Genomic DNA, 23,115 nt, shown 5'->3' on the forward strand with positions numbered 1-23,115 from the left:
AGGAGGAAGCGCGGGAGCGAGCCGTACCGCCCCCCGCGCCCCCGCCGGGCGGCGTATCGTCGTGCCCCGACGTCGTGGGACTCGCGAGAGGGGGCGACCGTGTGGGGTGGCTCGGTGGCTGTGGTCGGGGGCAGCATCGCCGGAAGCGCGTTCGCCGGCGCCGCCGCCCGGCTGGGCGCGGAACGGGTCGTGGTGCTGGAGCGCAGCCCCGGTCGGCTGGAGGACCGCGGCCTGGGAATCTGCACCCACAACGACCGCTTCGCCGAACTGGTCGACGCCGGACACCTCGCCCCGGACACCCGCCGCCACCGCCTCACCGTGCGCAGCTGGGTCACCCGGGAGCCGGCCGGCGGGGGCGACGGCCCGGACGGGCGCGGTCGGCTGCTCTGGGCCCAGCCGTTCCCGTTCCACTCCCACCACTGGGCCGTGCTCTGGCAGGCCCTGCGGGAACGGACACCCGACACGGTGGAGTACCGGCTGGACACCACCGTCGCGGCAGTCGGCGGCGACCACGACGGCGGGTGGGTCGAATCGGCGGACGGCACCCGTACGCCGTACGACCTGGTGATCGGTGCGGACGGTTACCGGTCGGTGGTCCGCGCGGCCGTCTGCCCGCAGGCCGTGCCCGAATACGCCGGGTACGTGTGCTGGCGCGGCAGCTACGACTCCGCGCTGCTGGCCGAACTGCCCGGCGGGGCCTCGGTCTGGCCCGAGGAGGAGTGCATCACCGTCTGCTACCGCGGCGGCCAGGTCGTGATCTACCGCATCCCCGGACTCGCCCCCGGGAGCACACAGGTGAACTGGGTCTTCTACACGCCCACCCCGGACTGGCTGCGCCTGGACGGCCCGACCGCCGTCGCGGCGGGCTCCCTCACCGACGGGCAGCTGAACGGGCTCCGGCGGTTCGCACGGCGGCACCTGCCGTCGTACTGGGCCGGCGTGGTCGCGCTGACTCCGCGCGAACGGACCCTGCTGCAGCCCGTCTACGACCTGGCGACCCCGCGTCGTACAGCCGGCCGACTGCTCATCTGCGGGGACGCGGCGACCATCGTCCGCCCGCACAACACCAGCGGCGCGGTGAAGGCGCTGCAGGACGCGCACGCCTTCGAGCAGGCCGGGCGACGGCTCGACGACGCGTCCTGGTCGTCCCTGCTGGCCGAGTACGACCGTGAAACCAGCGCGGCCGGTCTCGCGTTGGTGAACCTGGGCCGCACGCTCGGCCGGGCACAGGTCACCGAGGCGCCGGACTGGCCGACCATGGACGAGCCGGCGATGACCAACTGGTGGCGGGAACAGCTCACCGGCAGCGGGGGTTTCGGCGGCCACGCGCTCGGACGGACCGACTGAGCCGGTCCACCCGGCGGACCGGTTCGGCCGACTCTGCCGGACGACCGCCGAACCCCCCCTCAGATCACTGCGTGGGTCAGACGTTCACGCCGTAGTCGGTGGCGATGCCGCGCAGGCCGGAGGCGTAGCCCTGGCCTATGGCGCGGAACTTCCACTCGGCGCCGTTGCGGTACAGCTCGCCGAAGACCATCGCGGTCTCGGTCGAGGCGTCCTCGCTCAGGTCGTAGCGGGCGATCTCCTGGCCGTTGGCCTGGTTGACGATCCGGATGAAGGCGTTGCGGACCTGGCCGAAGTTCTGCAGCCGGGCGTCGGCGTCGTAGATCGACACCGGGAAGACGACCTTGGCGACGTCGGCCGGCACCCGCGCCAGGTCGACCTTGATCTGCTCGTCGTCGCCGTCGCCGCCACCGGTCAGGTTGTCGCCGCTGTGCTCGACCGAACCCTCGGGGCTGCGCAGGTTGTTGAAGAAGACGAAGTGCTGGTCCGAGACCACCTTGCCGAGCGCGTTGCACAGCAGCGCGCTGGCGTCCAGGTCGTAGTCGGCCCCGGTGGTGGTGCGCACGTCCCAGCCGAGACCCACGATCACGGCGCTCAGACCCGGCGCCTCCTTGCTCAGCGAGACGTTGCCGCCCTTGGCCAGCGAAACTCCCACAATGCCCTCCTCGGATCTCTCCCTGCGGACGAATCTACAACACTGTAGAGATCACGAGAATCCGCCTGCGGGCGGGCCCCGCCCCGGGGATTTCTCAGGGCCGGGAACGGGAACCGCCGCCTCACCTCGCGTCGTCGATGATGATCCGCAGCGCACCCCCGGCGGCGGCCGCCCGACGCCCCCAGTCCGACAGCAGGCGCAGCAGCGCGCGCTCGTCCTCCGGCAGCCGCGCGAGGTCCACCTGCCCGATCTCCCGCACCAGCGCGGGGCGCCGGGTCCGTACGGCCGCCCTAGACTGGCCCTGGCCGCTCTGCAGGCTCCGTTCGCCCTGATCACCTCGGCGCGCCCTGATGCGAGGCCCTCGCGGGAGGTTCCCATGCGCCAGCGGTACAGCTTCCACGTCGACCGGGCCGGCCACTCGGTCACCGTCAACGTCCGCTCCGGCTGGATCACCGAGACCGAGCTGCTGGTGGACGGCAAGGAGTGCGCCTTCCACCGCGTCCACGGCCACGGCAGCTACCCGCTGACGCTCTCCGGCCAGTTACCCGAGGAGCCGCCGCAGCCGCTCGCCGTCACCCTCGACCGCACGGGCCGGGCGGAGCACCCGCTCGCCTGCGTGCTGGCGGTCGCGGGCCGCGAGCAGCCGATGCCGGAACACACCGCGCGCTGAATCCACCCGCAGTGGTGGTTTGCGGACGAAAAGCCCGAAAACCTACAATCCTTCGTCCGCTTCCACCTCCTGCTCGAAGGCCCTCGCATGACCTCCCCCATCCCCCCCGACGCCTTCGACGAGCTGCTGCGCGAGGTGATGGCCGACGCCGAGCGCTTCGGCCACCGCCAGCACGTCCGGCTCACCTGGCTCGCCGTCCGCCGTCACGGCGCCACCGCCGCGCTCGACCTCGTCGGCGAGGGCATCCGGCGCACCGCCACCAAGGCCGGGGCGCCGCAGAAGTTCCACGTCACCATGACCCGGGCCTGGGTCGAGCTGGTGGCCCGGCACGCCGATGGCGCGGGCGACTTCGAGGATTTCGCCGCCCGCCACCCCGAGCTGCTCGACCGGGACCTGCTCACCCGCCACTACCGGCCCGAGACCCTGGCCGACGAACGGGCACGCACCGCCTGGGTCGAGCCGGACCTCTCCCCCTTCCCCTGGGCCTGCTGAGCCCGGACCGCGCTCCGATCCAGCCCCGACCGAGCCCGCCGGTTGCCCGACCGGCGGGCTCCCGCCCACCCGCAGGGCTACCGCGCCGGCAATCCGGAGTACCGGCCGAGGACGACTGCCAGGCCGGTACGGCGGATCCGCCGTACCGGCCGTCGGCATCGCCGCTACTGCGGGGCGATCTCCGAGGCGGCCTCCGCGACGATCTCCTCGACCGCCTTCCGGGCCCGCTCGGCGTCCGCCTGCACCAGGCCGATGCGGGTCCTGCGGTCGAGGACGTCGGCCGCGTCGAGCGCGCCCTCGTGGGTGACGGCGTAGGCGATCTCGGCGCGGGTCACGTCCAGGTCGTCCGCGGCCGGCGTCAACTCCCCAGCCGCCAGCACCTCGTGGGCCGCGCCGCCGTGCCGGGCGAGCAGCGAGGCGGGCACCGGGGCGGCCGGGGCCGGGCGGCTGTCACGGTGGCCGGGGGCGCCGACCAGCGGGAGGCGGGCCGTCCAGCAGGTGCGGGCGGGCAGGCCGCGCAGCCGTACGGCGGCGTCCACCGCGTCCTCGGCCATCTGCCGGTAGGTGGTGAGCTTGCCGCCGACCACGGTGACCACCCCGGACGGGGACTCCAGCACCGCGTGCTCCCGGGAGATGTCGGCGGTGTTCCCGCCCCCGGTGTCGATCAGCGGGCGCAGCCCGGCGTAGGCGCCGCGCACGTCCTGCCTGGTCAGCTCGGTGGCGAGGGCGGCGTTGACGGTGTCGAGGAGGAAGGTCAGCTCGGCCTCGGTGGGCTGCGGCTCGTCCGGGATCGGGCCGGGGGCGTCCTCGTCGGTCAGGCCGATCGCGACCCGGCCGAGCTGCTGCGGCAGGGCGAAGACGAAGCGGCTGACGGAACCGGGCACCGGCACGGTCAGCGCGGCGGTCGGGTGCCCCAGGGCCGCGGCGTCCACCAGCAGGTGGGTGCCCCGGCTGGGCCGCAGCTTGATCGAGGTGTCCACCTCGCCCGCCCACACCCCGGTGGCGTTGATGACCGCGCCCGCGGTGACGGTCAGCGTCTGGCCGGTCAGCGTGTCCACCAGCCGGGCAGAGGTCCCGGTGACGGACTCGGCCCGCACCCGGGTCAGCACGCTCGCGCCGTACTGCGCGGCGGTGCGCGCCAGGGCGACCACCAGTCGTGCGTCGTCCACGAGTTGGCCGTCGTGCGCGACCAGCGCCCCGCGCAGGCCGGCCGTCCGCACGCCCGGCACCAGCCGGCGGGTGCGGGCCGCGTCGACCCGGCGCACCCGGGGCAGCAGGGCGCCCGGCGTGCCGGCACTGAGCCGCAGCGCGTCGCCGGCGTGGAAGCCCGCACGGATCAACGAGGCCTGGCCCGGTCGCAACAAGTCCGGAAGCAGCGGCACGAGTTGGGGCAGGGCGCGGACCAGGTGCGGGGCAGTGCGGGTCATCAGCACGCCGCGCTCGACCGCGCTCTCCCGGGCCACCTTGACCCGGCCGGAGGCGAGGTAGCGCAGGCCGCCGTGCACCAGCTTGGAACTCCAGCGGCTCGTGCCGAAGGCGAGGTCCCGGGCCTCGACCAGCACCGTGCGCAGGCCGCGCGAGGCGGCGTCCAGGGCCGCCCCGGCGCCGGTGACGCCGCCGCCGATCACCAGCAGGTCGATGCGCGGGTCGTCGGCGAGCGCTTCGAGCTCCAACGTCCGGCGGACGGCGTTGAGTCGGCTGGTTCCGGCGAACGGGCTGACGAATGGACCGGCCGAGGGGCCGGCGGGAGAACCGGGGTGGGAACCGGCGGACGAGCCGGCGGTGGACGTCATGGCGCGAGGTATCCGTTCAGTGCTCTGGCCAGTTCGCGCCGCCAGGCCGCCTCGGGGAGCAGGGAGGCGACCATGCGGTGCGACTGGACGGTGGACTGGGCGATCAGCAGGACCATGGCCGCCAGTTCGGTCGGCTCACCGGCCCGGATGGAGCCGCCGGCCTGCCCCTGCTCGATGCCGGTGCGCAGCGCCTCCAGCAGGCCGCGCTGGCTGGCGCCGAGCCGCTCGACCACGTACTGGAGCAGCAGGTCGGAGTCGTCGGAGTGGAGCAGGACGCCGAGCACCGGGTGGTCGCGCAGCCGGACGGCGACCTCGACCACCCGCTCCACCAGGGTCTCCCGGTCGTGGACGTCGAGTGCGGCGCCCTCCAGGGTGGCCAGGATCTCCCGGGTGAGCAGCGCCCCGATCACCGCCCGGACGTCCGGCCAGCGCCGGTAGACGGTCGGGCGGCTGACCCCGGCGCGGCGCGCGATCTCCGCCAGCTGGGTCCGGCGGACGCCGAGGTGGACGATCAGGTCGGCGGCGGCGTCCAGGATCGCATCGTCGGTGCTGCGGGGTTGCTGGGCCTCGGCGGGCTCGACGTTACTACTTGACATGATGTGTGAAACTGTAACGCATGGCACCTGAGACGCAAGCGGGACCGGCGAACGCCGCGCTGCCGCTCCCCCCGATGAAGTGGGACGCCTGGGGCGACCCGACCCTCGCCAAGGAGCTGTCCGCGGACATCAAGGGACTGCTCGCCGCCGCCCTCGGGGTCACCGGGGACGCCGCCCCCGGACCCAGCGCCGAGGAGGTCGTCCTGCGTCCCTCCCGGATCACCGCCGAGGACCTCAAGGCGCTGGCCGCCGCCGTCGGCGAGGCGCACGTCAGCGCCGCCGACGCCGACCGCCTGCCGCGCGCCGGCGGCAAGTCCACCCCCGACCTGCTGCGCCGCCGCAGCCGCGAACCGCAGGACGCCCCCGACGTCGTGGTCGTGCCCGGCAGCGAGCAGGAGATCGCCGCCGTCCTGGCCGTCTGCGCCGAACGCCGCATCGCCGTCGTCCCGTTCGGCGGCGGCACCAGCGTGGTCGGCGGCCTCGACCCCGAGCGCGGCGCCCTCCAGGCCGTCGTCTCGCTCGACCTGCGCCGCTTCGACCAGCTGATCGACCTGGACGAGACCTCCGGCGAGGCCGTCCTCGGCGCCGGCCTCACCGGCCCGGCAGCCGAAGCCCTGCTCGCCGAGCGCGGCTGGGAACTCGGCCACTACCCGCAGAGCTTCCGCTACGCCACCATCGGCGGCTTCGCGGCCACCCGCTCCTCCGGCCAGGACTCCGCCGGCTACGGGCGCTTCGACGAGATGGTCCGCGGCCTGCGCGTGATCACCCCGGTCGGTGTGCTGGACCTCGGCCGCGCCCCCGCCTCCGCCGCCGGCCCCGACCTGCGCCAGCTCTTCCTCGGCTCCGAGGGCACCCTCGGCGTGATCACCGCCGTCCGGCTGCGCGTGCACCCGCTGCCCGCCGTCAAGGCGTACGAGGCGTGGAGCTTCCCCGACTTCGCCACCGGCACGGCCGCGCTGCGCGCCGTCGAGCAACAGGGCACCGGCCCGACCGTGATCCGGCTCTCCGACGAGGCCGAGACCATGGTCAACCTCGCCATGACCGAGCAGATCGGCGGCTCCCCGACGGTCAGCGGCTGCCTGGCCGTCACCGTCTTCGAGGGCGACGCCGCCCAGGTCGCCGGCCGCCGGCAGCTCACCCGCGAGGTACTGCTCGCCGCCGGGGGCACCTCGCTGGGCGAGGAACCCGCCCGGGCCTGGGAGCACGGCCGGTTCAACGCCCCGTACCTGCGCGACTCCCTGCTCAGCGCCGGCGCGCTGTGCGAGACCCTGGAGACGGCGGCCGGCTGGAGCGGGCTGGCCCAGCTGCGGACGGCCGTCACCGAGGCGCTCACCGGCGCCCTGCCCGGCGCGCTCGTGCTCTGCCACATCTCGCACGTCTACCCGACCGGCGCCTCGCTCTACTTCACCGTCGTCGCCGCCCTCGGCGAGGACCCGCTCAGCCGCTGGGGCGTCGCCAAGCGCGCCGCCGGGGACGCCATCCTCGGCGCGGGCGGCACCATCACCCACCACCACGCGGTCGGCGCCGACCACCGGCCCTGGATGACCGAGGAGATCGGCGACCTGGGCGTGCGCATCCTGCGCGCCGTCAAGGCCGAACTCGACCCGGCGGGCATCCTCAACCCCGGCAAGCTGATCCCATGACCGGCGCGAGAACCGTCCGCAGGGTCGCCGTTCTCACCAACCCGGCGGCGGGCATCGGCCACGCCGAACCCGCCGCCCGCCGGGCCGTCGCCCGCCTGCGCGCCCTCGGCGTCGAGGTCGAACCGCAGGCCGGGCGCTCCGCCGAGGACGCCGTCCGCCTGGCCCGCGAGGCCGCGGCGGACGGCGTGGACGCGGTGGTCGTGGTCGGCGGCGACGGCATGATCAACCTCGCCCTCCAGGCCCTGGCCGGCACCCCCGTCCCGCTCGGCGTGATACCGGCCGGCACCGGCAACGACCACGCCCGCGAGTACGGCCTGCCGATAGCCGCCCCCGAGGCCGCCGCCGACGTCATCGCCGCCGGACGGGTGCGCGGCGTCGACCTCGGCCGGATCACCGACCCGGACGGCGCCGTCCGCTGGTACGGCTCCGTCCTCGCCACCGGCTTCGACTCGCTGGTCAGCGACCGCGCCAACCGGCTGCGCTGGCCGCGCGGCCGGATGCGCTACAACCTGGCCATCCTCGCCGAGTTCGCCAACCTGCGCCCGCTGCCGTTCCGGATCACCCTCGCCGACGGCACCGTCATCGAACGCGACCTGACGCTGGCCGCCGTCGGCAACACCCGCAGCTACGGCGGCGGCATGCTGATCTGCCCCTCCGCCCTCCCGGACGACGGCCTGCTCGACGTCACCCTGGTCGACGCCATGCCCCGACTGCGGATCGCCCGCTTCTTCCCCACCCTCTTCAAGGGCACCCACATCAGCCACCCGGAGGTCACCACGCTGCGCACGGAGTCCCTGCGGATCGAGTCCCCCGGCATCACCGCCTACGCCGACGGGGAGTTCATCGCGGCCCTGCCGGTCGAGGTCACGGTGGTACGGGAGGCACTGCGACTGCTCACGCCGTGAACGACCCGGCCTCCCCGGGCGGCGGTCGCCGGGGCTCGGGTACGGTCCTCCGGTGACGACATCCCTCCCCGGCTGCCGGGCACACGGCCCCGGTCTCGACCCGGCAGCCCTGGTCGACCGTCGGCTGGCCCGGATCACCGCCGCCTGGCACGTGTACCAGGGCCGGCTGGACCCGATCCCGGCCGACCTCTGGCTCATCGACGACCGCGGCGAGGCCACCCGGCTCGCCAGCGGGACGGACTGGTGCCTGGAGGTCGAGGCCTCCGCGCCGTACGACGGCTACGACATGGGTGAGTGGGGCCGCATCGAGGTCGGCCCGGCCGATGCCGACACGGCCTTCGCCCACCACCTCGGCCAGCCCGTCCTCGCTGCCCGCGAGGAGTACGAGCCGAGGGCCGGACGCATGGCACTGGAACTCGACTTCCCCGACGGCACCGTCCGCTGCGAGAGCTACGCCGGCGAGCTGATCGTGCGCGCCGTGTTCAAAGGTGCGCCCTGACCTGCCGCACCGGGTGACCGAGCGCGACACCGATCGCCGTCAGCTCCGGCGCGGCGAACCAGACGCACTCCGGGTTCCACACCTCGATCTCGAACCGGGCGAAGCCGCACGGCCAGTCGTACTCCAGCGCGTCCAGCGTGGTGTCCGCTCCGCAGCAGGGCACCGTCACCGCGAGCGTCGCGACGCCCGCCTCGGCGCGCTCCTCCAGCAGCGAGCCCCACCAGTCGAGCCCCGGAGTGCCGCCGCATTGCGGACAGCCGATCCGCTCCAGGTTCTCCCCGCAGTCGACCACCGACGTCCGCTCGTGCCAGCTCACCTCCACCTCGGCGTCGTCGTCCTCCCGGAGCAGCTCCGCGACCACCGCCACGGCCCGCTCCGCGGCGGCCGGCTCCGGCTGCCACTGCGGGTCGGTCGGGATCACCGACAGCACGTCATCGCTCACCGCGCGCCTCCTGCTCCGCCCGTACCGGGTTGGCCGCCTCGACCTTCCGGGCCCAGCGGCGCACCAGCGGGTTGGCGTCGTGGTCCGGGGATCCGTCGAGGACATCCACGCCCGCGGCCGCACCCGGGCCGGCGCTCATGGCCGCGTCGAGCAGGTAGCGCAACCGCTCGCCGACATCCGGCCGGCGACGGGCGCCGGGTGTGCCCAGCACCTGCCAGGCCCAGCCGACGGCGATCGCCGCCACCCGCCGGTCCTCCCAGGCGCGCCCCCGCCCGGCCGCCGCGATCACCTGCCGCCGGACCTTCCTCGGCAACCCCCGCCACAACTCCCGGGCGTTGCTCGACAATCGAAGCCGGCCCCGCTCTCCAGCAGCACCCGGTCCTCGCACCCTGGACGGCGTGGTCCGCCCGCCGCAGACGGAACACCACACTGCGACCCCCCTCGGGGTCGTCGAAGTCCTCGGCCGGGTCGTGGGTCATCCCCAGGCGTCGCATCACGGCCTGGGAGCGCAGGTTGGCGGCGGTGGTGACGGCGAGGATCTCGCGGAGGGCGAGCGTGTCGAAGCCGTACGCGAGGACGGCGCGGGCCGCCTCCGTCGCGTAGCCGTGGCCCCAGGCGGAGCGGGCCAGGCGCCAGCCGATCTCGACCCCGCCGACCGGGGCCTGCTCCTCTACGTCGTCCAGGCCCACGAAGCCGACGAACTCGCCGCTCTCCCGCACCGCGACGGCCAGCCACCCGTAGCCGCGCCGCTCGATCGCCGCCTCGTACCGCGCCACCGAGGCGTCACTCCGCTCGCGGGTGAGGATGCCGCCGAGGTGCTCGCGGACCTGCGGGTCGGCGTTCATCGCGGCCCAGGGGGCGAGGTCGGACTCCCGCCAGCGGCGGATCAGCAGCCGGTCGGTGCGCAGTTCGTTCATGGCCCCAACCCAACGGCACCCCACCCACCCGGGCAACCGGATATCGAGGTGCTTCGGAGACGAGCCGCACACGCCCTGACGAGCCGGACAAGCCCTGAGGCCCCCAGCCCCGGCGCATCCGGCTCACAGCCGGATGCCGCCGAGCTGCCGGATCATGGTGAGGTCGTCGCGGATCGCCCAGCGCTCGGCGATCCGCCCCTCCCGCAGGCGGTAGGCGAAGGCGACGTCCCGGGCGTAGTCGCCGCTGTGGGTGGGGAAGCCGAGGAAATCGCCGCCCGTCCAGCGGCCGGCCCGCAGACCGAACTGGACGACCAGGTCGTCCTCGGCGACGGTAAGGCAGCTGCGCCAGTGGTCGTCCTCGAACTGCCGGGCCGTCGTGGTGAGGAACTCCCGGGTGCCCGCGAGGCCGGCGGGCCGGCCGGGGGCGAGGGCGTGGTTGACCAGGTCCGGTGTGCAGAACTCGTCCAGGCGGCTGGCGTCCCCAGCCCGGACCAGGACGTCGAAGCCGTCCACGATCTGCTTGTTGACCTCGGCGTTCATAACGTCCACCTCCTGCGGGCAGCGGCCAAGGACTCCCCCGCTCCCGACGTTCCCACGGACGCCGTGCGCGTTCCACCCGGGAGCGGCGGCCATTCCCCGGCGGGAATTGTCCGGTCGCGGCGCCGCTTCGAGGATGGGGCGCACAGTGACCGACCGAACCCGAGAAGGAACCGGCCATGACCACCAGCGCCCAGCAACTCGCTGACCGTTACGCCGCCCTGTGGGCCGAGCCCGACGCCGATCAGCGGCGGAAGGCGATCGAACGACTGTGGGCCGAGGACGGCGTGCACCTCGTCCACCCGCCGGAGTCGATCCGCGCGGAGGCCGCCCTGGTGGGCTTCCCCGAGCCGGTGCTCGAGGCGCGCGGCCACCGGGAGCTGGAGATCCGCGTCGCCCGCGCCTACCAGGAGTTCTTGACTCCCAAACTCCCCGGCGTGAACGCCGGGGATACCTACCACGCTTCGCGCGGTACCGCTGCGCGTGGGCGTGATGGTTGGTTCCTGCTTCCTCCCCCGCCGGGGGTTACTCGCGCGCCTCCCGATTTCCGACCGGGTGGTCTTACAGCGATCCGCAGGCGTTTACCTCACTCGGTCACCCGGTGAGGGCCGGTACTTTCGTGACGAAGTACCGGCACCGGGCTCACAACGACGCCCACCTCAAGTGCATGGAGGAGATCATGCGCGCGGTGTGCGCAGACTTCGAATCCGGGCTGGTCCAGTTCAACGGCGAGAACAACCACGTCCACCTCCTGGTGAACTTCCCGCCGGAGTCGCTGTCTCCAAGCTGGTCAACAGCCTCAAAGGCGTCAGCTCCCGCCGCTTGCGCCTGGGGATGCCCCCTCTGGAGGAGAGTTCCCCGACCTCGTAGGACGCCGACGGGCGGATCACCGCCGACTACCAGTTCCCCGGGCTCCGACCAGCAGCTCCGCGGTCCGGGCGTCGGCGGGCAGGAAGGCCTCCAACTTCAGCTCGGCGATCGTCACGTCGACGGCGGTGGCGAAGGTGGTCACCGTGGTCATCAGGTGCAGCTCGCCGAGCGGGGTCCGCAGCTCCAGCGGCACCGCGAAGCCCAAGTGCTGCTCCCCCACCGCCGCTTCGGGCACGTAGGAGCTCAACTCCTCGTGCAGTTCGCCCAGATGGCGGGTGCGCTCGACGATGTGCCGGGCCCAGGCGGCGAAGTTGAGGATGCGCGGCGCGAGGCCGTCCGGGTGCAGGGCGAGCCGGTAGGCGTTGGTGCCGGGCCCGACCAGGCGCGGGTCGGCGCCCTCGGTGATCACGTCCAGCGCCTCGTTGGCCGCGACCACGTCGCCGCGCCGGTCCACCACCACCGCGGGGTACGGCAGGTGGCCGGCCAGGATGTGGTCGATCGCCGCCCGGACCGGCGCCAGTTGCGGCCCGTCCAGCGGCGTCTCCGGGTAGACGGGGGCGTAACCGGCCGCCAGCAGCAGCTCGTTGCGTTCCCGCAGCGGCAGGTCGAGTGACTCGGCGAGGCGTACGACCATGCCCCGCCCGGGCACCGAGCGGCCGGACTCGATGAAGCTGAGGTGCCGCTGGGTGGTGCCCGCTCGGGTGGCGAGGTCGAGCTGACTGATCCGGCTGCCGGTACGGCGCTCGCGCAGCGCCCGGGGGAAGTCCACGCCCCATTTCTATCCGGGCCCGGCGCCACCCGCCATTCCCCCCGGGGAATTGAGTCCATTCACCGCGACGAGAAGGATCGACGGCATGGACATCGGTGTTTTCCTCCCCACCGGGGAGAATCAGTGGGCGCCCGTCGGCGGTCCCCGCGACCTGATCGGATTCGCCCGCCGGGCAGAGCAGTTGGGCTTCGCCTCGCTGTTCGTCAACGACTCCCTGCTCACCCCGCGGATCGAGCCGCTCACCATGCTGGCCGCGGTCGCCCCGGTGACCGAGCGGATCCGGCTGGGCACCGGCGCGCTGCTGCCGGTCCTGCGCCGCCCGGTGCAGACCGCGCAGACCCTGGCCTCGGTGGACCAGCTCTCCGGCGGACGGCTGACCGTCGCGGTCGGCGCGGCCTTCCCCGGTCACTTCGGGCGGCCGCTGCACGAATTGTCCCAGGTGCCGTGGGAGCGCCGCTTCGCCCGGCTGGACGAGACCGTCGCCCTCTGGCGGGCCCTGTGGGCGGGGGCCACGGAGTTCCACGGCGAGTTCCACTCCTTCCCCGAACTCCCGCCCGCCACGCGGCCGTTCCGGCCGCAGGGGCCGCCGATCTGGCTCGGCGGCGCCACCCCGGCGGCGCTCGCCCGCACCGGGCGGAAGTACGACGGCTGGCTGCCCTACCCGCCCGATCCCGCCGACTACGCCACCGGGCTCGCCACCGTCCGGCAGACCGCCCGCGAGGCCGGGCGCGCCCCGGAGGCCGTCACCCCCGCGCTCTTCGTCAACGTCCGGATCGACGAGGACCCCGAGGCGGCCCGCCGCACCATGGACGCCTACGTCCGGTCCAACTACGGCCTGCCGTTGGAGGAGGTGGAGCACATCCAGGCGATCGCCCTCGGCACCCCGGAACAGGTCGCCGCAACCCTGCGCCGCTACACCGAGGCGGGCGCCCGGCAGGTCGTCGCCCGGCTCGGCGCGCTGGAACTCAAGGGCCAGTACGAGCAGTTGGAACGGCTCGCGGCCCTCGCACTGCCGTCCGCACCGCCGTCCGCCCTCACACGCCCCGCGTCGCGGTGACCCGCCCGGTCTCGATGGCCTCGACCAGCTCCGCGTGGTCGGCCGTCGTCCGCTCCGCGTACTTCAGCGCGAAGTCGGCGACCGCCTCGGCGAAGGTGTCGGCGCCGCCCAGGTAGCCGGCGATGGCGAGGCGGTCGCCGGTGCGGGCGTGGGCGCGGGCGAGGGTGCGCCCGCACAGGTCGGCGTAGGCGCGCAGGCCGGCGGGGGCCATCGCGTCGACCTCCACCGAGCCCTTCATGTCGCGCAGTTGGCGGCCGTAGAAGTGCCGCCCGGCCGGGCCGGCGGTCCAGCCGAGGAAGATGTCGCTGGCGGCCTGCATCAGGTGCTGCCCGGTGACCACCCGGCGCCCGCCGTGGTGGGCGGCGACCTCGGCGTCCACCCGGGTGGGCGGCAGGTGCTCCTCCAGCACCGACCGACCGGCCTCCTTGAGCTGCAGGAACAGCGGGTCGCGGGTGTCCCGGCCCTCCAGCAGGAGGATGTAGCAGCGGGTGCCGACACTGCCGACGCCGACCACCTTCATCGCCGCGTCCATGAAGCGGTAGCGGTCCAGCAGCACCCGTCGGTCCTCGGCCAGGGCGGCCCGGTAGTCGCTGAACACCTTGCCGATGTCACGCAGTTCGGTCCCCTTCAGCTCCTCGATCAGCGGTGGCGAGCTGATGATCCGCCGCCGCCCGTCCCGTTCCTCGGTGAGCTTGCCGAAGGCCTGCAGGCTGGTGCGGCGCCGGGCGTGGGCGAGCTCGACCTCCGCCCGGCTGCGCCGCTTGGACCTGCCGACCAGCGGCAGCAGCTCGGCGGCGTCGATCCGGCTGTACCAGACGTCGAGTTCGCCCCTCCCGGCCAGCCGGCGCACCGCGGTGGCGTAGCTCTGGACGGCGGTGAGCGCGGCACGCCGGGCCCGCTCGTCGCCCTGGCCGTTGTCCCGGGCGGCGACCGCGACGCTGGCGGCCAGACGCTTGACGTCCCACTCGAAGGGCCCGGGGTAGGTCTCGTCGAAGTCGTTGACGTCGAAGAGCAGCGCGCGCTCCGGCGAGGCGTACACGCCGAAGTTCAACAGGTGGGCGTCGCCGCAGAGTTGGACGGTCAGGCCGGTGTTCGGGACGGCCGCGAGGTCGGCGGCCATCACCGCGGCGGCGCCGCGCAGGTAGGTGAAAGGGCTGTCGACCATCCGCCCGTAGCGGATCGGCAGCAGCCGGGTGACCCGGTCGGCGCCCTGCGCCTCCAGGACGCCGAGCGGGTCGGGCCGGTCCGCGGTCGGGATCCACCGGCCGTGGTCGGAGCGGGAGACGCGCTCGCGCGCGGCCCGACCGGTGCGGCGGCGTTCGGCGGGGGTGGTCATGCGGCGGCTCCGTCCGTCACCAGGCAACCTTCAACGAGTACACCTGACCGCGACGCTAGGACAAGAGTGCCGGAGGGCGCAGCACGCGCCCTCCGGCATTCGGCCGATCGGGTGAGGCCGCCCGGTCACCCCACGGTGAAATCGGCCATCATCGCCATGTCCTCGTGCTCCAGGTTGTGGCAGTGCATCATGTACGTCCCCGCGTAGTCGGTGAAGCGCACCAGCACCTCCACCGCCTCGGCCGGGCGCAGGTCGACGGTGTCCTTCCAGCCCCTGTCCCACGGGCCGGGGTCCTTGCCGTTGCGCCCGATCACCTGGAAGTGGTCGAGGTGGAGGTGCACCGGGTGGTGCACGTCGGAGGAGAAGCGCCACCGTTCGACGCTGCCGAGCGCGGGCGTGGCGACGTTGCGCCCGGGCTCGTACGGGTCGCCGTTGATGGTCCAGCCGTCGTCGCGGCTGCGGCGGAACTTGAAGGAGCGGGTGGTGACGGCCGAGGAGGCGGCCAACTCCTCGATGGTGGACAGCTTGCCGGGCACCGTGGCGTCGTCGCTCACCGCCCGGGAGGCGAGGTCGAAGCGCATCACCTCGGCCGTCCGCCCGCTGCCGAAGCGGTTGAGCAGCCGCACCTGGGTGCCGGGCTGGTAGCGGGAGAAGTCGACCACCACGTCGAAGCGTTCGGCGGGGGCGATCTCGATCGCGTCGTGGGCGAGCGGGGCGGCGAGCAGGCCACCGTCGGAGCCGATCTGGACCAGTGCGTCGCCGCCGGAGGGCTGGGGGTCGAGTTCGAGCCGGTAGAGCCGGGTGTTGGAGGCGTTGAGCAGCCGCAGCCGGTAGTGCGCGCGGTCGACGTCCAGGCGTGGCCAGGGGGCGCCGTTGACCAGGATGACGTCACCGAGCACGCCGTTCATGTAGTCGTCGGTGACGCCGGGCACGGCGAGCGCGGCGTCGGTGGACGGGTACCGGAAGGAGCCGTCGGCGGCGAAGGAACGGTCGGCGAGCATCAGCGGGAGGTCCCGCTCGCCGCGCGGCAGCGGCAGCGCGTCCTCCTCGTCGTCGTGGACCAGATGGAAGCCCGACAGGCCGCGCCAGACGCCGGGGCCGGTGAAGCCCATCCGGTGGTCGTGGTACCAGAGGGTGGCGGCGCGCTGCTCGCCCGGATAGGTGTGGGTGCGCTCGCCGACCACGTTGTGGCCCGTCGCGTGCCGCATCCCCGGCATGCCGTCCATGGAGCCTGAGGACATGGCCGCGGCGGGGGACCCGACCGGCAGCAGCAGGTCCACCGGGTAGCCGTCGCTGTCGGCCGGGGTGTGCCCGCCGTGCAGGTGGACCACGGACGGCACCGGCAGCTCGTTGCGGTGTTTGATCACCGCCGCCCGGCCGGACCGGGTGACCACCGTCGGCCCGGGGAAGCTGCCGCCGTACGTCCAGGCCTCGGTCCGCACCCCGGGCAGGATCTCCAGCTCGGCGACCTTCTGGGTGATCTCGTAGTAGTCGTTGGTGCCGTCGGTGCGCACCGGCTTGAGCACCGACGGCACCGGCAGCGTCACCTGGAAGGGCCCCGGCAGGTCGAGCTCGCTGCTGAGCAGCCGCCCGGGGCGGCCCTCGGCGAGCAGCCGGGCCGCCGAGGGGACGGCGACGGCGGTCAGCGCGCCCGCACCGAGCACGGAGGCGCCGATGCCCAGGAACCGGCGGCGGTTCACTGGCTCACCTCCACGGGCCCACCGGGGCGCGGCAGCCGCCCGTTGCCGTCCGCGCCGCTCTCGGGCAGACCCACCCGGACGGGCAGCGGCAGCCGCCAGGCGCCGACCAGGCCGAACAGGACGCCGCTGACCAGCAGCACGCCCAGGGTGACGTGCACCCCGATCGCCCGGCCGTAGCCGGCCGCGATCTGGCCGACCACGGCGACGGCGAGCACGGCGGTGGTCCACAGCGGCCAGAGCGGGCCGCGGCCGGGCCGCCGCACCAGCGCGGCCACCGCCAGCTGGAGCACGACCACGGTGCCGATCGTCATCGCGGTGCCCTCGTGGTCCTTGAGGGATTCGTAGGTGCCGTTGAGGAAGCTGCCGGCCAGCATGACCTGGAGCAGGGACAGCAGCGCCAGCGTGGCGGTGGAGATGCGCAGCAGGATCAGCGGCCAGCGAGGCGCGGCGGCAGGGGGACTGCTCATGTCGGGCTACTCTCTGCTTCGGCGGGTCGGGAGGGCGGGCGAGAGCGTAGCTGATCATCCGTCATGATCAGTTGAAGCGAAGGGATTCGGCGGCGCCCAGCACCCCGTTTGCGTCAGCTCCCGGAGGTTTGTCACCCGTACGGGGGCGCTTGTCAGCCTGCGCGGCCGGCGCCGGACCGACCGTGGTCGATCGACGACGATCCGTCGCCCTCTGCGGCTTCGGAGCGTGAGCCTGGTTACGTCACTCCGGGTAGCTACTACGTTCGGCCGTAGGCACGGGCCCCTGTCCGGGGCGTGGGCAGGCGCCGTGCGAGGCCCCGCGCCAGGGCCCTCCTACTGCCCGGTGTCGTATGCGGGGACCTTGTTCCCCCGTTCGGGTGCCGCAAAGAATGGGCGGGTCCAGCCGCGCCACCCGTCCCACGAACGGGCGCGCTCTTCGATCCGGCTTCGAGGCGAGTCCAGCCGATCCGACACCGCTGTCGGCCCACAACCCGCCGGCGGGCCCGAACCGCGGAAGAAGGATTCCCGATGGCCGCACTCGCCCTTCTCGCAGGTACCGCGGTCGGTGGTGGGCCGGTCGCCGTGGCTGGTCGTGTCATCGACTTCCTGGACTACTTCGCCGGGGTCTTCACCCTGCTCTCGCTGACCGCGGCGGTCGTGTGCGGGCTGGCCGCCACCGACCGCCTGGTCCTGACGCCGCGGTTGCGGGTGGCCGTCCAGTCGGTGCACCGGGCAACCGCCGTCGCGGCGCTCGGCTTCCTGGCCGTTCACATCGCGGTCAAGGTCGCCGAGCACCACGCCGACCCGCGGAGCGCGGTCCTCCCCTTCACCGGCACGACTGCCGTGGCGGTGGACCTGGGAACCGTCGCAGCCGACCTGCTCGTCCTGGTCGCGGCGACGGGCGCCTTTCGCGGACGATTCGCGGGAAGCCGGCATGCCTGGCTCTGGCGTGTGCTGCACGCGGGCGCGTACGCCTGCTGGCCGATCGCGCTGGCCCACGGTCTGACCGCCGGGCGCCCGGCGCACGCCTGGGTCCTGTGGGGCTACGGCCTGTGCGCGGCGCTGGTCGCCCTCGCCCTGCTGGTACGGACCCTCTCCTGGCTGAGCCACCACCGGGCCGTCACCCGGCACCGGCGCTACTCGAAGGCCCACCTGGCCGGCGCACCGCTCCCGGCCGGGCCGACCGTCTTCTCCGCACCCTCGACACGGCACCGTGGCGGTCTGGCGACCGCCTGGAACGGTCCGTCCTCGGCGACCGCGAGCGTGGCGGCCCGAATCGGCACGGTGCCGCGTCGGTCGCGGCACGCCACGCCGGCCGCACCCCCGCACCTGGGGCTGCTCCGGCCCGGCGGTGACCTGTGAGCACCCGGATCGACCTGCCGCAGGTGTTCCACCTGGGACCGGCCCGGCTGACTGCCGGGCTGGACCGCTTCCGGCGCCTCGACCTCGCCTCCCACACCCACGTCCACCCTCCGCTCCCCCGGCCCACCCGGGACAGCCTGCTGGACCTGGCCGAGCACGTCGATCTGCGCGGACGCGGCGGCGCGGGATTCCCCTTCGCCCGCAAGGCCCGGGCCACGATGCGCCGGGCCGTGAACCAGTGCCCGGCACTCGCTCTGCGCATGCGCCGCCCCTAGCCGCCACCCGGTCGGCCCCGGTGAACGGCCTTCAATCGACGGCCGGCTGCACCCGACACGGCGGGTGCAGCCGGCTCCTGGTCCCGGTGCCCTGGCGCCTCGGCGCCGCGCGAACGGTCAGAGGTCGTGCGCTACGAACTCGGCCACCTGCGTACCGAGTTGCCGGCCGACCTGGTTGTCGATGGAGGTGTGCTGGCCGGACCAGACCCGACTGAGCCAGGCTTCGGTGGCGGCGTCCTGGAAGCCGGCGAAGGTTCGGGTGACGCCCTTCGAGGTCACCGTGAGCCGGTGCTGGGCACCGTAGAGCCCGGCGAGCGTCGTCGCCGCCGCCTGGCTGAGAGCGCCGTGAGCGCCGGGGTAGGACGGGTCCGGGGCGGTCGGCAGGAGGGGGGTCCAGTGGGGATCGCCGACGGTGCCCGGGCTGTCGTGCGAGTCACCGAGCCGGATCGCGGTCACGGGCCGCCACACGTGGTAGGCGTACTTGGCGTCGTACATCGCGATCGCGGTGTCGGCGAGGGACAGGTCGAGCCGGGCGAAGACCTTCACCGCTTTCTCCAGGCTCGCGTTCTCGGAGGTGACAAGACCCTGCGCGACCTGGTTCCAGACGTTCCAGACGGGCGCTGCCGCCCAGAACTTCGCGGCCGCGGTCTGATCGGGAGTGCGGGTGGTACTGGTCTTGCTCCCCAGGCTCTTGACCTCGTTCAGGGCGGCGGAGTACTCGGCGGTGCCCACGGCCGGCGGCGCTGCCGGGCGGAACTGGCTTCCGCTCGCCAGCACGAACGGCTTGACCGAGCCCCAGTTGGTGAACACCGGCGCGGGGAAGTCGGGCGGCGTGCGCCGGTAGTCGCCGGGCAGGCCGCCGGGAGTGAACTGCGGCGGCTCGGTCGATGACCCGTCATCGGAGCGCAGACTGATCAGTCGGCGCGCGACCGCTGTTCCCACGCCGATGCCCGCCTGCTTACCGGTGCCGTCAGCGATCGCGGACAACTGGCTCCTCAGCTGCCGGTCCACGCCTGCCCGCTTGGTGGGATACAGGGCGACCAGCACGTCGTGCGCTGCCTGGTCCGCTGCGACGTCCGCACGTGCGCCCTGAGGTGCCGGCACCGAGAACACGTACGGAGGGGCCGCCCGGGTGATCGACACCACCGCGTCGTACTCGGCGGCCTGGAGGATCGCGAAGCTGCGCGTGGGCTGGACGGTGGACGGTTGGGCTTTCGGATCGCCCAGGATGGTGATGAGTTCGCGGTTCCACGCCACGACCGACGCCCCGGACGCGTTGGCGGCGGTGCTCGTGGTCGGTGGCACAGCGGTGATGGCGGTGGAACCGAAGGCCGGGCTGGTGAGTCCGGCCGCCAGCACGGTCCCGGTCAGGGCGGCGAGTGTCTTCTGTTTTCCACACATTTCGGTGGCTCCTTCTCGCTGGTGGCGGGCTGCCCCGGGCAGCTACCGGCCGCGGTCATCTCGGCTCACTCCTTGCGGGACGGGGGGAAGGAGGGGATTCCGAGGATCGGTGCTCGTCAGTTCCACGGGTGCCGGCGGCTGTACGGTTCGGTGCGTAAGCACCTTTTGCGAGATTTCATGGATTAGTGGCATATGCGATGATCGACTTATGCCGTGGAGTCTTCGGAGACGCGGTCCATCGAGTGAGCCGGATCGCTCCGGGGACCGTGTCTCTGGTACGGGGACCATCTCCCGCGCGGACGAGGAACTACTCCGCACCCTGTACGCGGAGCATGCCGGGCCGCTGCTTCACTTCGCCCTGCGACTGACCTCAGGAGACTGGCAATGGGCCGAGGATGTCGTGCAGGAGACACTGCTCCGGGCCTGGCAGCACCCGGCGGCGTTCGACCCCGAGCGCGGACCGGCCCGGGCGTGGCTGTGCACGGTCGCCCGGAACCTGGTCATCGACGCCCACCGGGCCCGCCGGGCCAGACCGACCGAGGTCGACGGGGAGGCGCTGGAACGGCTCGCGGAGCAGACGCCCGGAGAAGACGAAATCGAGCAGACGCTGCAGAGCTGGGCGGTGGCCGAGGCCATCCGGACCCTCTCCCCGGATCACCGGGCCGTGCTGCTGGAGACGTACTACAGAGGCCGGACGATGGTCGAGGCCGCGGAGGTGCTCGGCATTCCGGTGGGGACCGTGAAGTCGCGCACGTACTACGCCTTGAAGGCGCTGCGGCTGGCGCTGCAGGAACGGGGTATCGAGCCGTGACAGCGTCGTGGAGGAGGTGCGGACCATGAACGGCGACCGTGACGCCTTCCGGATGTCCCTGGGCGGATACCTGCTGGGAACGCTGTCCCCGGCGGAGACCGAGCAGGTCCGCGCCCACCTCGCGGAATGCGCCGAGTGCCAGGCCGAGCATGCCGAACTGGCGGGACTGCCCGCGCTACTCGCGAGGGTCAGCGAGGCCGAGGCCGAGGCCGCAGGCGAGGCAGCACCCGTGCCCAGCGAGGAACTGGCCAACCGGTTGGTACAGCGGGCCGCCGCACGCGAACGAGCACGGCCGGAACCTGCGGCCGCTGCCGCGCCGGACATGCCGGGCGTGCCAGGCGTGCCAGGCGTGCCAGGCGTGCCAGGCGTGCCGAAGCGAACCGCGCCAAGCCGGCTCGACCGGCTGCTCCAGCAGGCCGCGTCCCGACGTCGGATCGCCGTGCGGAGGCGACTGGTTGGGGTCGCAGCCGCCGCGACGCTCATCGCTGCGGCAGCGTCGGGCGGTACGTGGCTGGCTACCATCGCGTCCACGAGCAGCCAGGTGGCGCAGCCCGCGCCGACATCACCGGCCCCGGTCCGCACTTTCTCCGGATCCGACCCCACCACCGGCGTGTCCGCCTCGATCGAGGTCTCGCCCGCCGCCTGGGGCAGCGTGCTGCAGATCTCGGCAAAGGGAGCGCCCGCCGGGATCACATGCAGCCTGCAAGCGGTCGGGGTCACGGGCACCACAGCGACCGCCGCCACCTGGCAGGCCGGCGCGTACCCGGGTGGCGCCAAGATTTCCGGGACCGTACCCATGTCCCCAGGAATGATCAGTCACTTCGACATCTACGCCGCCAACGGCCAGAGGCTGCTCACCGTCCCGGCGTGACGCCCCGGCCCGGTCGGCACCTGACCCGGTACTCGACTCCACGACCGACCGGTAAACGCGAAAAGGCCCCACCCGGAAACCGGGTGGGGCCTTTTCTGAATGATTGTTCGGCGGCGTCCTACTCTCCCACAGGGTCCCCCCTGCAGTACCATCGGCGCTGTGAGGCTTAGCTTCCGGGTTCGGAATGTAACCGGGCGTTTCCCTCACGCTATGACCACCGAAACACTATGAAACTGTCAACCGCACCAACCACGATCGGTCGGGGTCGTTGTTTCAGAACAACACAGTGGACGCGAGCAACTGAGGACAAGCCCTCGGCCTATTAGTACCGGTCAACTCCACCCCTTACAGGGCTTCCATATCCGGCCTATCAACCCAGTCGTCTACTGGGAGCCTTACCCTCTCAAGGAGGTGGGAGTGCTCATCTCGAAGCAGGCTTCCCGCTTAGATGCTTTCAGCGGTTATCCCTCCCGAACGTAGCCAACCAGCCATGCCCTTGGCAGGACAACTGGCACACCAGAGGTTCGTCCGTCCCGGTCCTCTCGTACTAGGGACAGCCCTTCTCAACACTCCTACGCGCACAGCGGATAGGGACCGAACTGTCTCACGACGTTCTAAACCCAGCTCGCGTACCGCTTTAATGGGCGAACAGCCCAACCCTTGGGACCTACTCCAGCCCCAGGATGCGACGAGCCGACATCGAGGTGCCAAACCATCCCGTCGATATGGACTCTTGGGGAAGATCAGCCTGTTATCCCCGGGGTACCTTTTATCCGTTGAGCGACGGCGCTTCCACAAGCCACCGCCGGATCACTAGTCCCTACTTTCGTACCTGCTCGACCCGTCAGTCTCACAGTCAAGCTCCCTTGTGCACTTACACTCAACACCTGATTGCCAACCAGGCTGAGGGAACCTTTGGGCGCCTCCGTTACCCTTTAGGAGGCAACCGCCCCAGTTAAACTACCCACCAGACACTGTCCCTGATCCGGATCACGGACCCAGGTTAGACATCCAGCACGACCAGAGTGGTATTTCAACGGCGACTCCACAACAACTGGCGTTGCTGCTTCAAAGTCTCCCACCTATCCTACACAAGCCGAACCGAACACCAATATCAAGCTATAGTAAAGGTCCCGGGGTCTTTCCGTCCTGCTGCGCGAAACGAGCATCTTTACTCGTAATGCAATTTCACCGGGCCTATGGTTGAGACAGTCGAGAAGTCGTTACGCCATTCGTGCAGGTCGGAACTTACCCGACAAGGAATTTCGCTACCTTAGGATGGTTATAGTTACCACCGCCGTTTACTGGCGCTTAAGTTCTCAGCTTCGCCTGGACGAATCCAAGCTAACCGGTCCCCTTAACGTTCCAGCACCGGGCAGGCGTCAGTCCGTATACATCGCCTTACGGCTTCGCACGGACCTGTGTTTTTAGTAAACAGTCGCTTCTCGCTGGTCTCTGCGGCCACCCCCAGCTCAGAGTGCAAGACTCGTCACCAGGAATGGCCCCCCTTCTCCCGAAGTTACGGGGGCATTTTGCCGAGTTCCTTAACCATAGTTCACCCGAACGCCTCGGTATTCTCTACCTGACCACCTGAGTCGGTTTGGGGTACGGGCCGCCATGAAACTCGCTAGAGGCTTTTCTCGACAGCATAGGATCATCCACTTCACCACAATCGGCTCGGCATCAGGTCTCAGCCTTAATCG

Annotated in this window: 22 protein-coding genes, 2 rRNA genes and 2 pseudogenes (1 of these 26 running past the window's edge); 13 read left to right on the forward strand and 13 right to left on the reverse strand. The window is 72.2% G+C overall.

Annotated elements, in window-relative coordinates:
- Positions 1 to 114 precede the first annotated feature (114 nt).
- The gene (locus ACIRYZ_RS04610) at positions 115 to 1,347 is read left to right on the forward strand and encodes a monooxygenase (protein ID WP_402939426.1); all 1,233 of its coding nucleotides are present in this window, start codon (positions 115 to 117) and stop codon (positions 1,345 to 1,347) included.
- 76 nt (positions 1,348 to 1,423) lie between these two features.
- Here the strand turns inward: ACIRYZ_RS04610 and ACIRYZ_RS04615 are convergent, their stop codons facing one another.
- The gene (locus tag ACIRYZ_RS04615) at positions 1,424 to 1,999 is read right to left on the reverse strand and encodes a TerD family protein (RefSeq protein ID WP_355672404.1); all 576 of its coding nucleotides are present in this window, start codon (positions 1,997 to 1,999) and stop codon (positions 1,424 to 1,426) included.
- Between the two features lie 376 nt (positions 2,000 to 2,375).
- Here ACIRYZ_RS04615 and ACIRYZ_RS04620 point away from each other — a divergent pair, with 376 nt between their 5' ends.
- Together ACIRYZ_RS04620 and ACIRYZ_RS04625 are read left to right on the forward strand one after the other, a co-directional pair.
- Positions 2,376 to 2,669 carry a hypothetical protein gene (locus ACIRYZ_RS04620; RefSeq protein WP_402939428.1) on the forward strand — a complete coding sequence of 98 codons (294 nt, stop codon included), beginning with the start codon at positions 2,376 to 2,378 and terminating at the stop codon, positions 2,667 to 2,669.
- A gap of 87 nt (positions 2,670 to 2,756) precedes the next feature.
- Positions 2,757 to 3,161 (forward strand): hypothetical protein, encoded by a 405-nt coding sequence (locus ACIRYZ_RS04625; protein WP_402939431.1) that lies wholly within the window; start codon positions 2,757 to 2,759, stop codon positions 3,159 to 3,161.
- A gap of 164 nt (positions 3,162 to 3,325) precedes the next feature.
- Here ACIRYZ_RS04625 and ACIRYZ_RS04630 read toward each other — a convergent pair whose 3' ends face one another.
- Positions 3,326 to 4,954, reverse strand: coding sequence for a glycerol-3-phosphate dehydrogenase/oxidase (locus tag ACIRYZ_RS04630; RefSeq protein ID WP_402939434.1), 1,629 nt, complete (start codon positions 4,952 to 4,954; stop codon positions 3,326 to 3,328).
- Complete coding sequence (locus ACIRYZ_RS04635) at positions 4,951 to 5,550, reverse strand: TetR/AcrR family transcriptional regulator (RefSeq protein ID WP_402939437.1); 600 nt, start codon at positions 5,548 to 5,550, stop codon at positions 4,951 to 4,953. Before ACIRYZ_RS04635 ends, ACIRYZ_RS04630 begins: the two co-directional genes overlap by 4 nt.
- A 20-nt stretch (positions 5,551 to 5,570) precedes the next feature.
- Here ACIRYZ_RS04635 and ACIRYZ_RS04640 point away from each other — a divergent pair, with 20 nt between their 5' ends.
- From ACIRYZ_RS04640 to ACIRYZ_RS04650, 3 genes are read left to right on the forward strand one after another with little or no spacing between them, the layout of a single operon-like run.
- Positions 5,571 to 7,193 (forward strand): FAD-binding oxidoreductase, encoded by a 1,623-nt coding sequence (locus tag ACIRYZ_RS04640; RefSeq protein WP_402939440.1) that lies wholly within the window; start codon positions 5,571 to 5,573, stop codon positions 7,191 to 7,193.
- The gene (locus tag ACIRYZ_RS04645) at positions 7,190 to 8,098 is read left to right on the forward strand and encodes a diacylglycerol kinase (protein WP_402939442.1); all 909 of its coding nucleotides are present in this window, start codon (positions 7,190 to 7,192) and stop codon (positions 8,096 to 8,098) included. Before ACIRYZ_RS04640 ends, ACIRYZ_RS04645 begins: the two co-directional genes overlap by 4 nt.
- Positions 8,099 to 8,150: 52 nt before the next feature.
- Positions 8,151 to 8,597: a hypothetical protein gene (locus ACIRYZ_RS04650; protein ID WP_402939445.1), complete on the forward strand. Its 447-nt coding sequence runs from the start codon at positions 8,151 to 8,153 to the stop codon at positions 8,595 to 8,597.
- Here the strand turns inward: ACIRYZ_RS04650 and ACIRYZ_RS04655 are convergent.
- The 3 genes and pseudogenes from ACIRYZ_RS04655 to ACIRYZ_RS04665 form a co-directional block, all read right to left on the reverse strand.
- Positions 8,581 to 9,039, reverse strand: coding sequence for a hypothetical protein (locus tag ACIRYZ_RS04655; RefSeq protein WP_402939447.1), 459 nt, complete (start codon positions 9,037 to 9,039; stop codon positions 8,581 to 8,583). The two genes, ACIRYZ_RS04650 and ACIRYZ_RS04655, sit on opposite strands and share 17 nt — an antisense overlap.
- Before the next feature lie 407 nt (positions 9,040 to 9,446).
- A pseudogene (locus tag ACIRYZ_RS04660) lies at positions 9,447 to 9,956 on the reverse strand (GNAT family N-acetyltransferase); the annotation flags it as partial.
- 123 nt (positions 9,957 to 10,079) lie between these two features.
- Positions 10,080 to 10,496 carry an ester cyclase gene (locus tag ACIRYZ_RS04665; RefSeq protein ID WP_402939450.1) on the reverse strand — a complete coding sequence of 139 codons (417 nt, stop codon included), beginning with the start codon at positions 10,494 to 10,496 and terminating at the stop codon, positions 10,080 to 10,082.
- A 176-nt stretch (positions 10,497 to 10,672) separates the two neighbouring features.
- On the opposite strand from ACIRYZ_RS04665, the gene ACIRYZ_RS04670 reads away from it, so the two are divergent.
- Both ACIRYZ_RS04670 and tnpA read left to right on the forward strand, forming a co-directional pair.
- The gene (locus tag ACIRYZ_RS04670; RefSeq protein WP_402939452.1) at positions 10,673 to 11,098 is read left to right on the forward strand and encodes a hypothetical protein; all 426 of its coding nucleotides are present in this window, start codon (positions 10,673 to 10,675) and stop codon (positions 11,096 to 11,098) included.
- Positions 11,095 to 11,321: pseudogene (gene tnpA / locus ACIRYZ_RS04675) on the forward strand (IS200/IS605 family transposase); the annotation flags it as partial. The gene ACIRYZ_RS04670 and the pseudogene tnpA, both read left to right, overlap by 4 nt.
- Before the next feature lie 58 nt (positions 11,322 to 11,379).
- Here the strand turns inward: tnpA and ACIRYZ_RS04680 are convergent.
- Positions 11,380 to 12,132 (reverse strand): helix-turn-helix domain-containing protein, encoded by a 753-nt coding sequence (locus ACIRYZ_RS04680; protein ID WP_402939455.1) that lies wholly within the window; start codon positions 12,130 to 12,132, stop codon positions 11,380 to 11,382.
- A gap of 85 nt (positions 12,133 to 12,217) precedes the next feature.
- On the opposite strand from ACIRYZ_RS04680, the gene ACIRYZ_RS04685 reads away from it, so the two are divergent.
- Positions 12,218 to 13,189, forward strand: a complete 972-nt coding sequence (locus tag ACIRYZ_RS04685; protein ID WP_402939457.1) for an LLM class flavin-dependent oxidoreductase — start codon at positions 12,218 to 12,220, stop codon at positions 13,187 to 13,189.
- Here the strand turns inward: ACIRYZ_RS04685 and ACIRYZ_RS04690 are convergent.
- The 3 genes from ACIRYZ_RS04690 to ACIRYZ_RS04700 all read right to left on the reverse strand — a co-directional run bounded on the left by ACIRYZ_RS04690 (position 13,167) and on the right by ACIRYZ_RS04700 (position 16,692).
- On the reverse strand, positions 13,167 to 14,525 hold the full coding sequence (locus ACIRYZ_RS04690; protein ID WP_402939460.1) for a DUF2252 domain-containing protein: 1,359 nt from the start codon (positions 14,523 to 14,525) through the stop codon (positions 13,167 to 13,169). The two genes, ACIRYZ_RS04685 and ACIRYZ_RS04690, sit on opposite strands and share 23 nt — an antisense overlap.
- 125 nt (positions 14,526 to 14,650) lie before the next feature.
- Positions 14,651 to 16,225, reverse strand: a complete 1,575-nt coding sequence (locus ACIRYZ_RS04695) for a multicopper oxidase family protein (protein WP_402939462.1) — start codon at positions 16,223 to 16,225, stop codon at positions 14,651 to 14,653.
- A complete protein-coding gene (locus tag ACIRYZ_RS04700; RefSeq protein WP_402939465.1) occupies positions 16,222 to 16,692 on the reverse strand; it encodes a hypothetical protein in 471 nt (156 codons plus the stop codon). The genes ACIRYZ_RS04695 and ACIRYZ_RS04700 overlap by 4 nt, the downstream gene beginning before the upstream one ends.
- Positions 16,693 to 17,220: 528 nt before the next feature.
- On the opposite strand from ACIRYZ_RS04700, the gene ACIRYZ_RS04705 reads away from it, so the two are divergent.
- Both ACIRYZ_RS04705 and ACIRYZ_RS04710 read left to right on the forward strand, forming a co-directional pair.
- Positions 17,221 to 18,054 (forward strand): hypothetical protein, encoded by an 834-nt coding sequence (locus tag ACIRYZ_RS04705; protein ID WP_402939468.1) that lies wholly within the window; start codon positions 17,221 to 17,223, stop codon positions 18,052 to 18,054.
- Positions 18,051 to 18,329 carry a hypothetical protein gene (locus ACIRYZ_RS04710; RefSeq protein WP_402939470.1) on the forward strand — a complete coding sequence of 93 codons (279 nt, stop codon included), beginning with the start codon at positions 18,051 to 18,053 and terminating at the stop codon, positions 18,327 to 18,329. The genes ACIRYZ_RS04705 and ACIRYZ_RS04710 overlap by 4 nt, the downstream gene beginning before the upstream one ends.
- Before the next feature lie 117 nt (positions 18,330 to 18,446).
- Here ACIRYZ_RS04710 and ACIRYZ_RS04715 read toward each other — a convergent pair whose 3' ends face one another.
- Complete coding sequence (locus tag ACIRYZ_RS04715; protein WP_402939472.1) at positions 18,447 to 19,730, reverse strand: vanadium-dependent haloperoxidase; 1,284 nt, start codon at positions 19,728 to 19,730, stop codon at positions 18,447 to 18,449.
- A 208-nt stretch (positions 19,731 to 19,938) separates the two neighbouring features.
- On the opposite strand from ACIRYZ_RS04715, the gene ACIRYZ_RS04720 reads away from it, so the two are divergent.
- On the forward strand, positions 19,939 to 20,541 hold the full coding sequence (locus ACIRYZ_RS04720; RefSeq protein WP_393040104.1) for a sigma-70 family RNA polymerase sigma factor: 603 nt from the start codon (positions 19,939 to 19,941) through the stop codon (positions 20,539 to 20,541).
- Positions 20,542 to 20,566: 25 nt separating this feature from the next.
- Positions 20,567 to 21,412: an anti-sigma factor family protein gene (locus tag ACIRYZ_RS04725; protein WP_402939476.1), complete on the forward strand. Its 846-nt coding sequence runs from the start codon at positions 20,567 to 20,569 to the stop codon at positions 21,410 to 21,412.
- 105 nt (positions 21,413 to 21,517) lie between these two features.
- Here the strand turns inward: ACIRYZ_RS04725 and rrf are convergent.
- Together rrf and ACIRYZ_RS04735 are read right to left on the reverse strand one after the other, a co-directional pair.
- Positions 21,518 to 21,634 (reverse strand): 5S ribosomal RNA (gene rrf / locus ACIRYZ_RS04730).
- Between the two features lie 80 nt (positions 21,635 to 21,714).
- Positions 21,715 to 23,115, reverse strand: a 23S ribosomal RNA gene (locus ACIRYZ_RS04735); it runs 1,372 nt beyond the window's last position.

It is taken from the genome of Kitasatospora sp. NPDC101155 (assembly GCF_044768305.1).
GTDB lineage: Bacteria > Actinomycetota > Actinomycetes > Streptomycetales > Streptomycetaceae > Kitasatospora.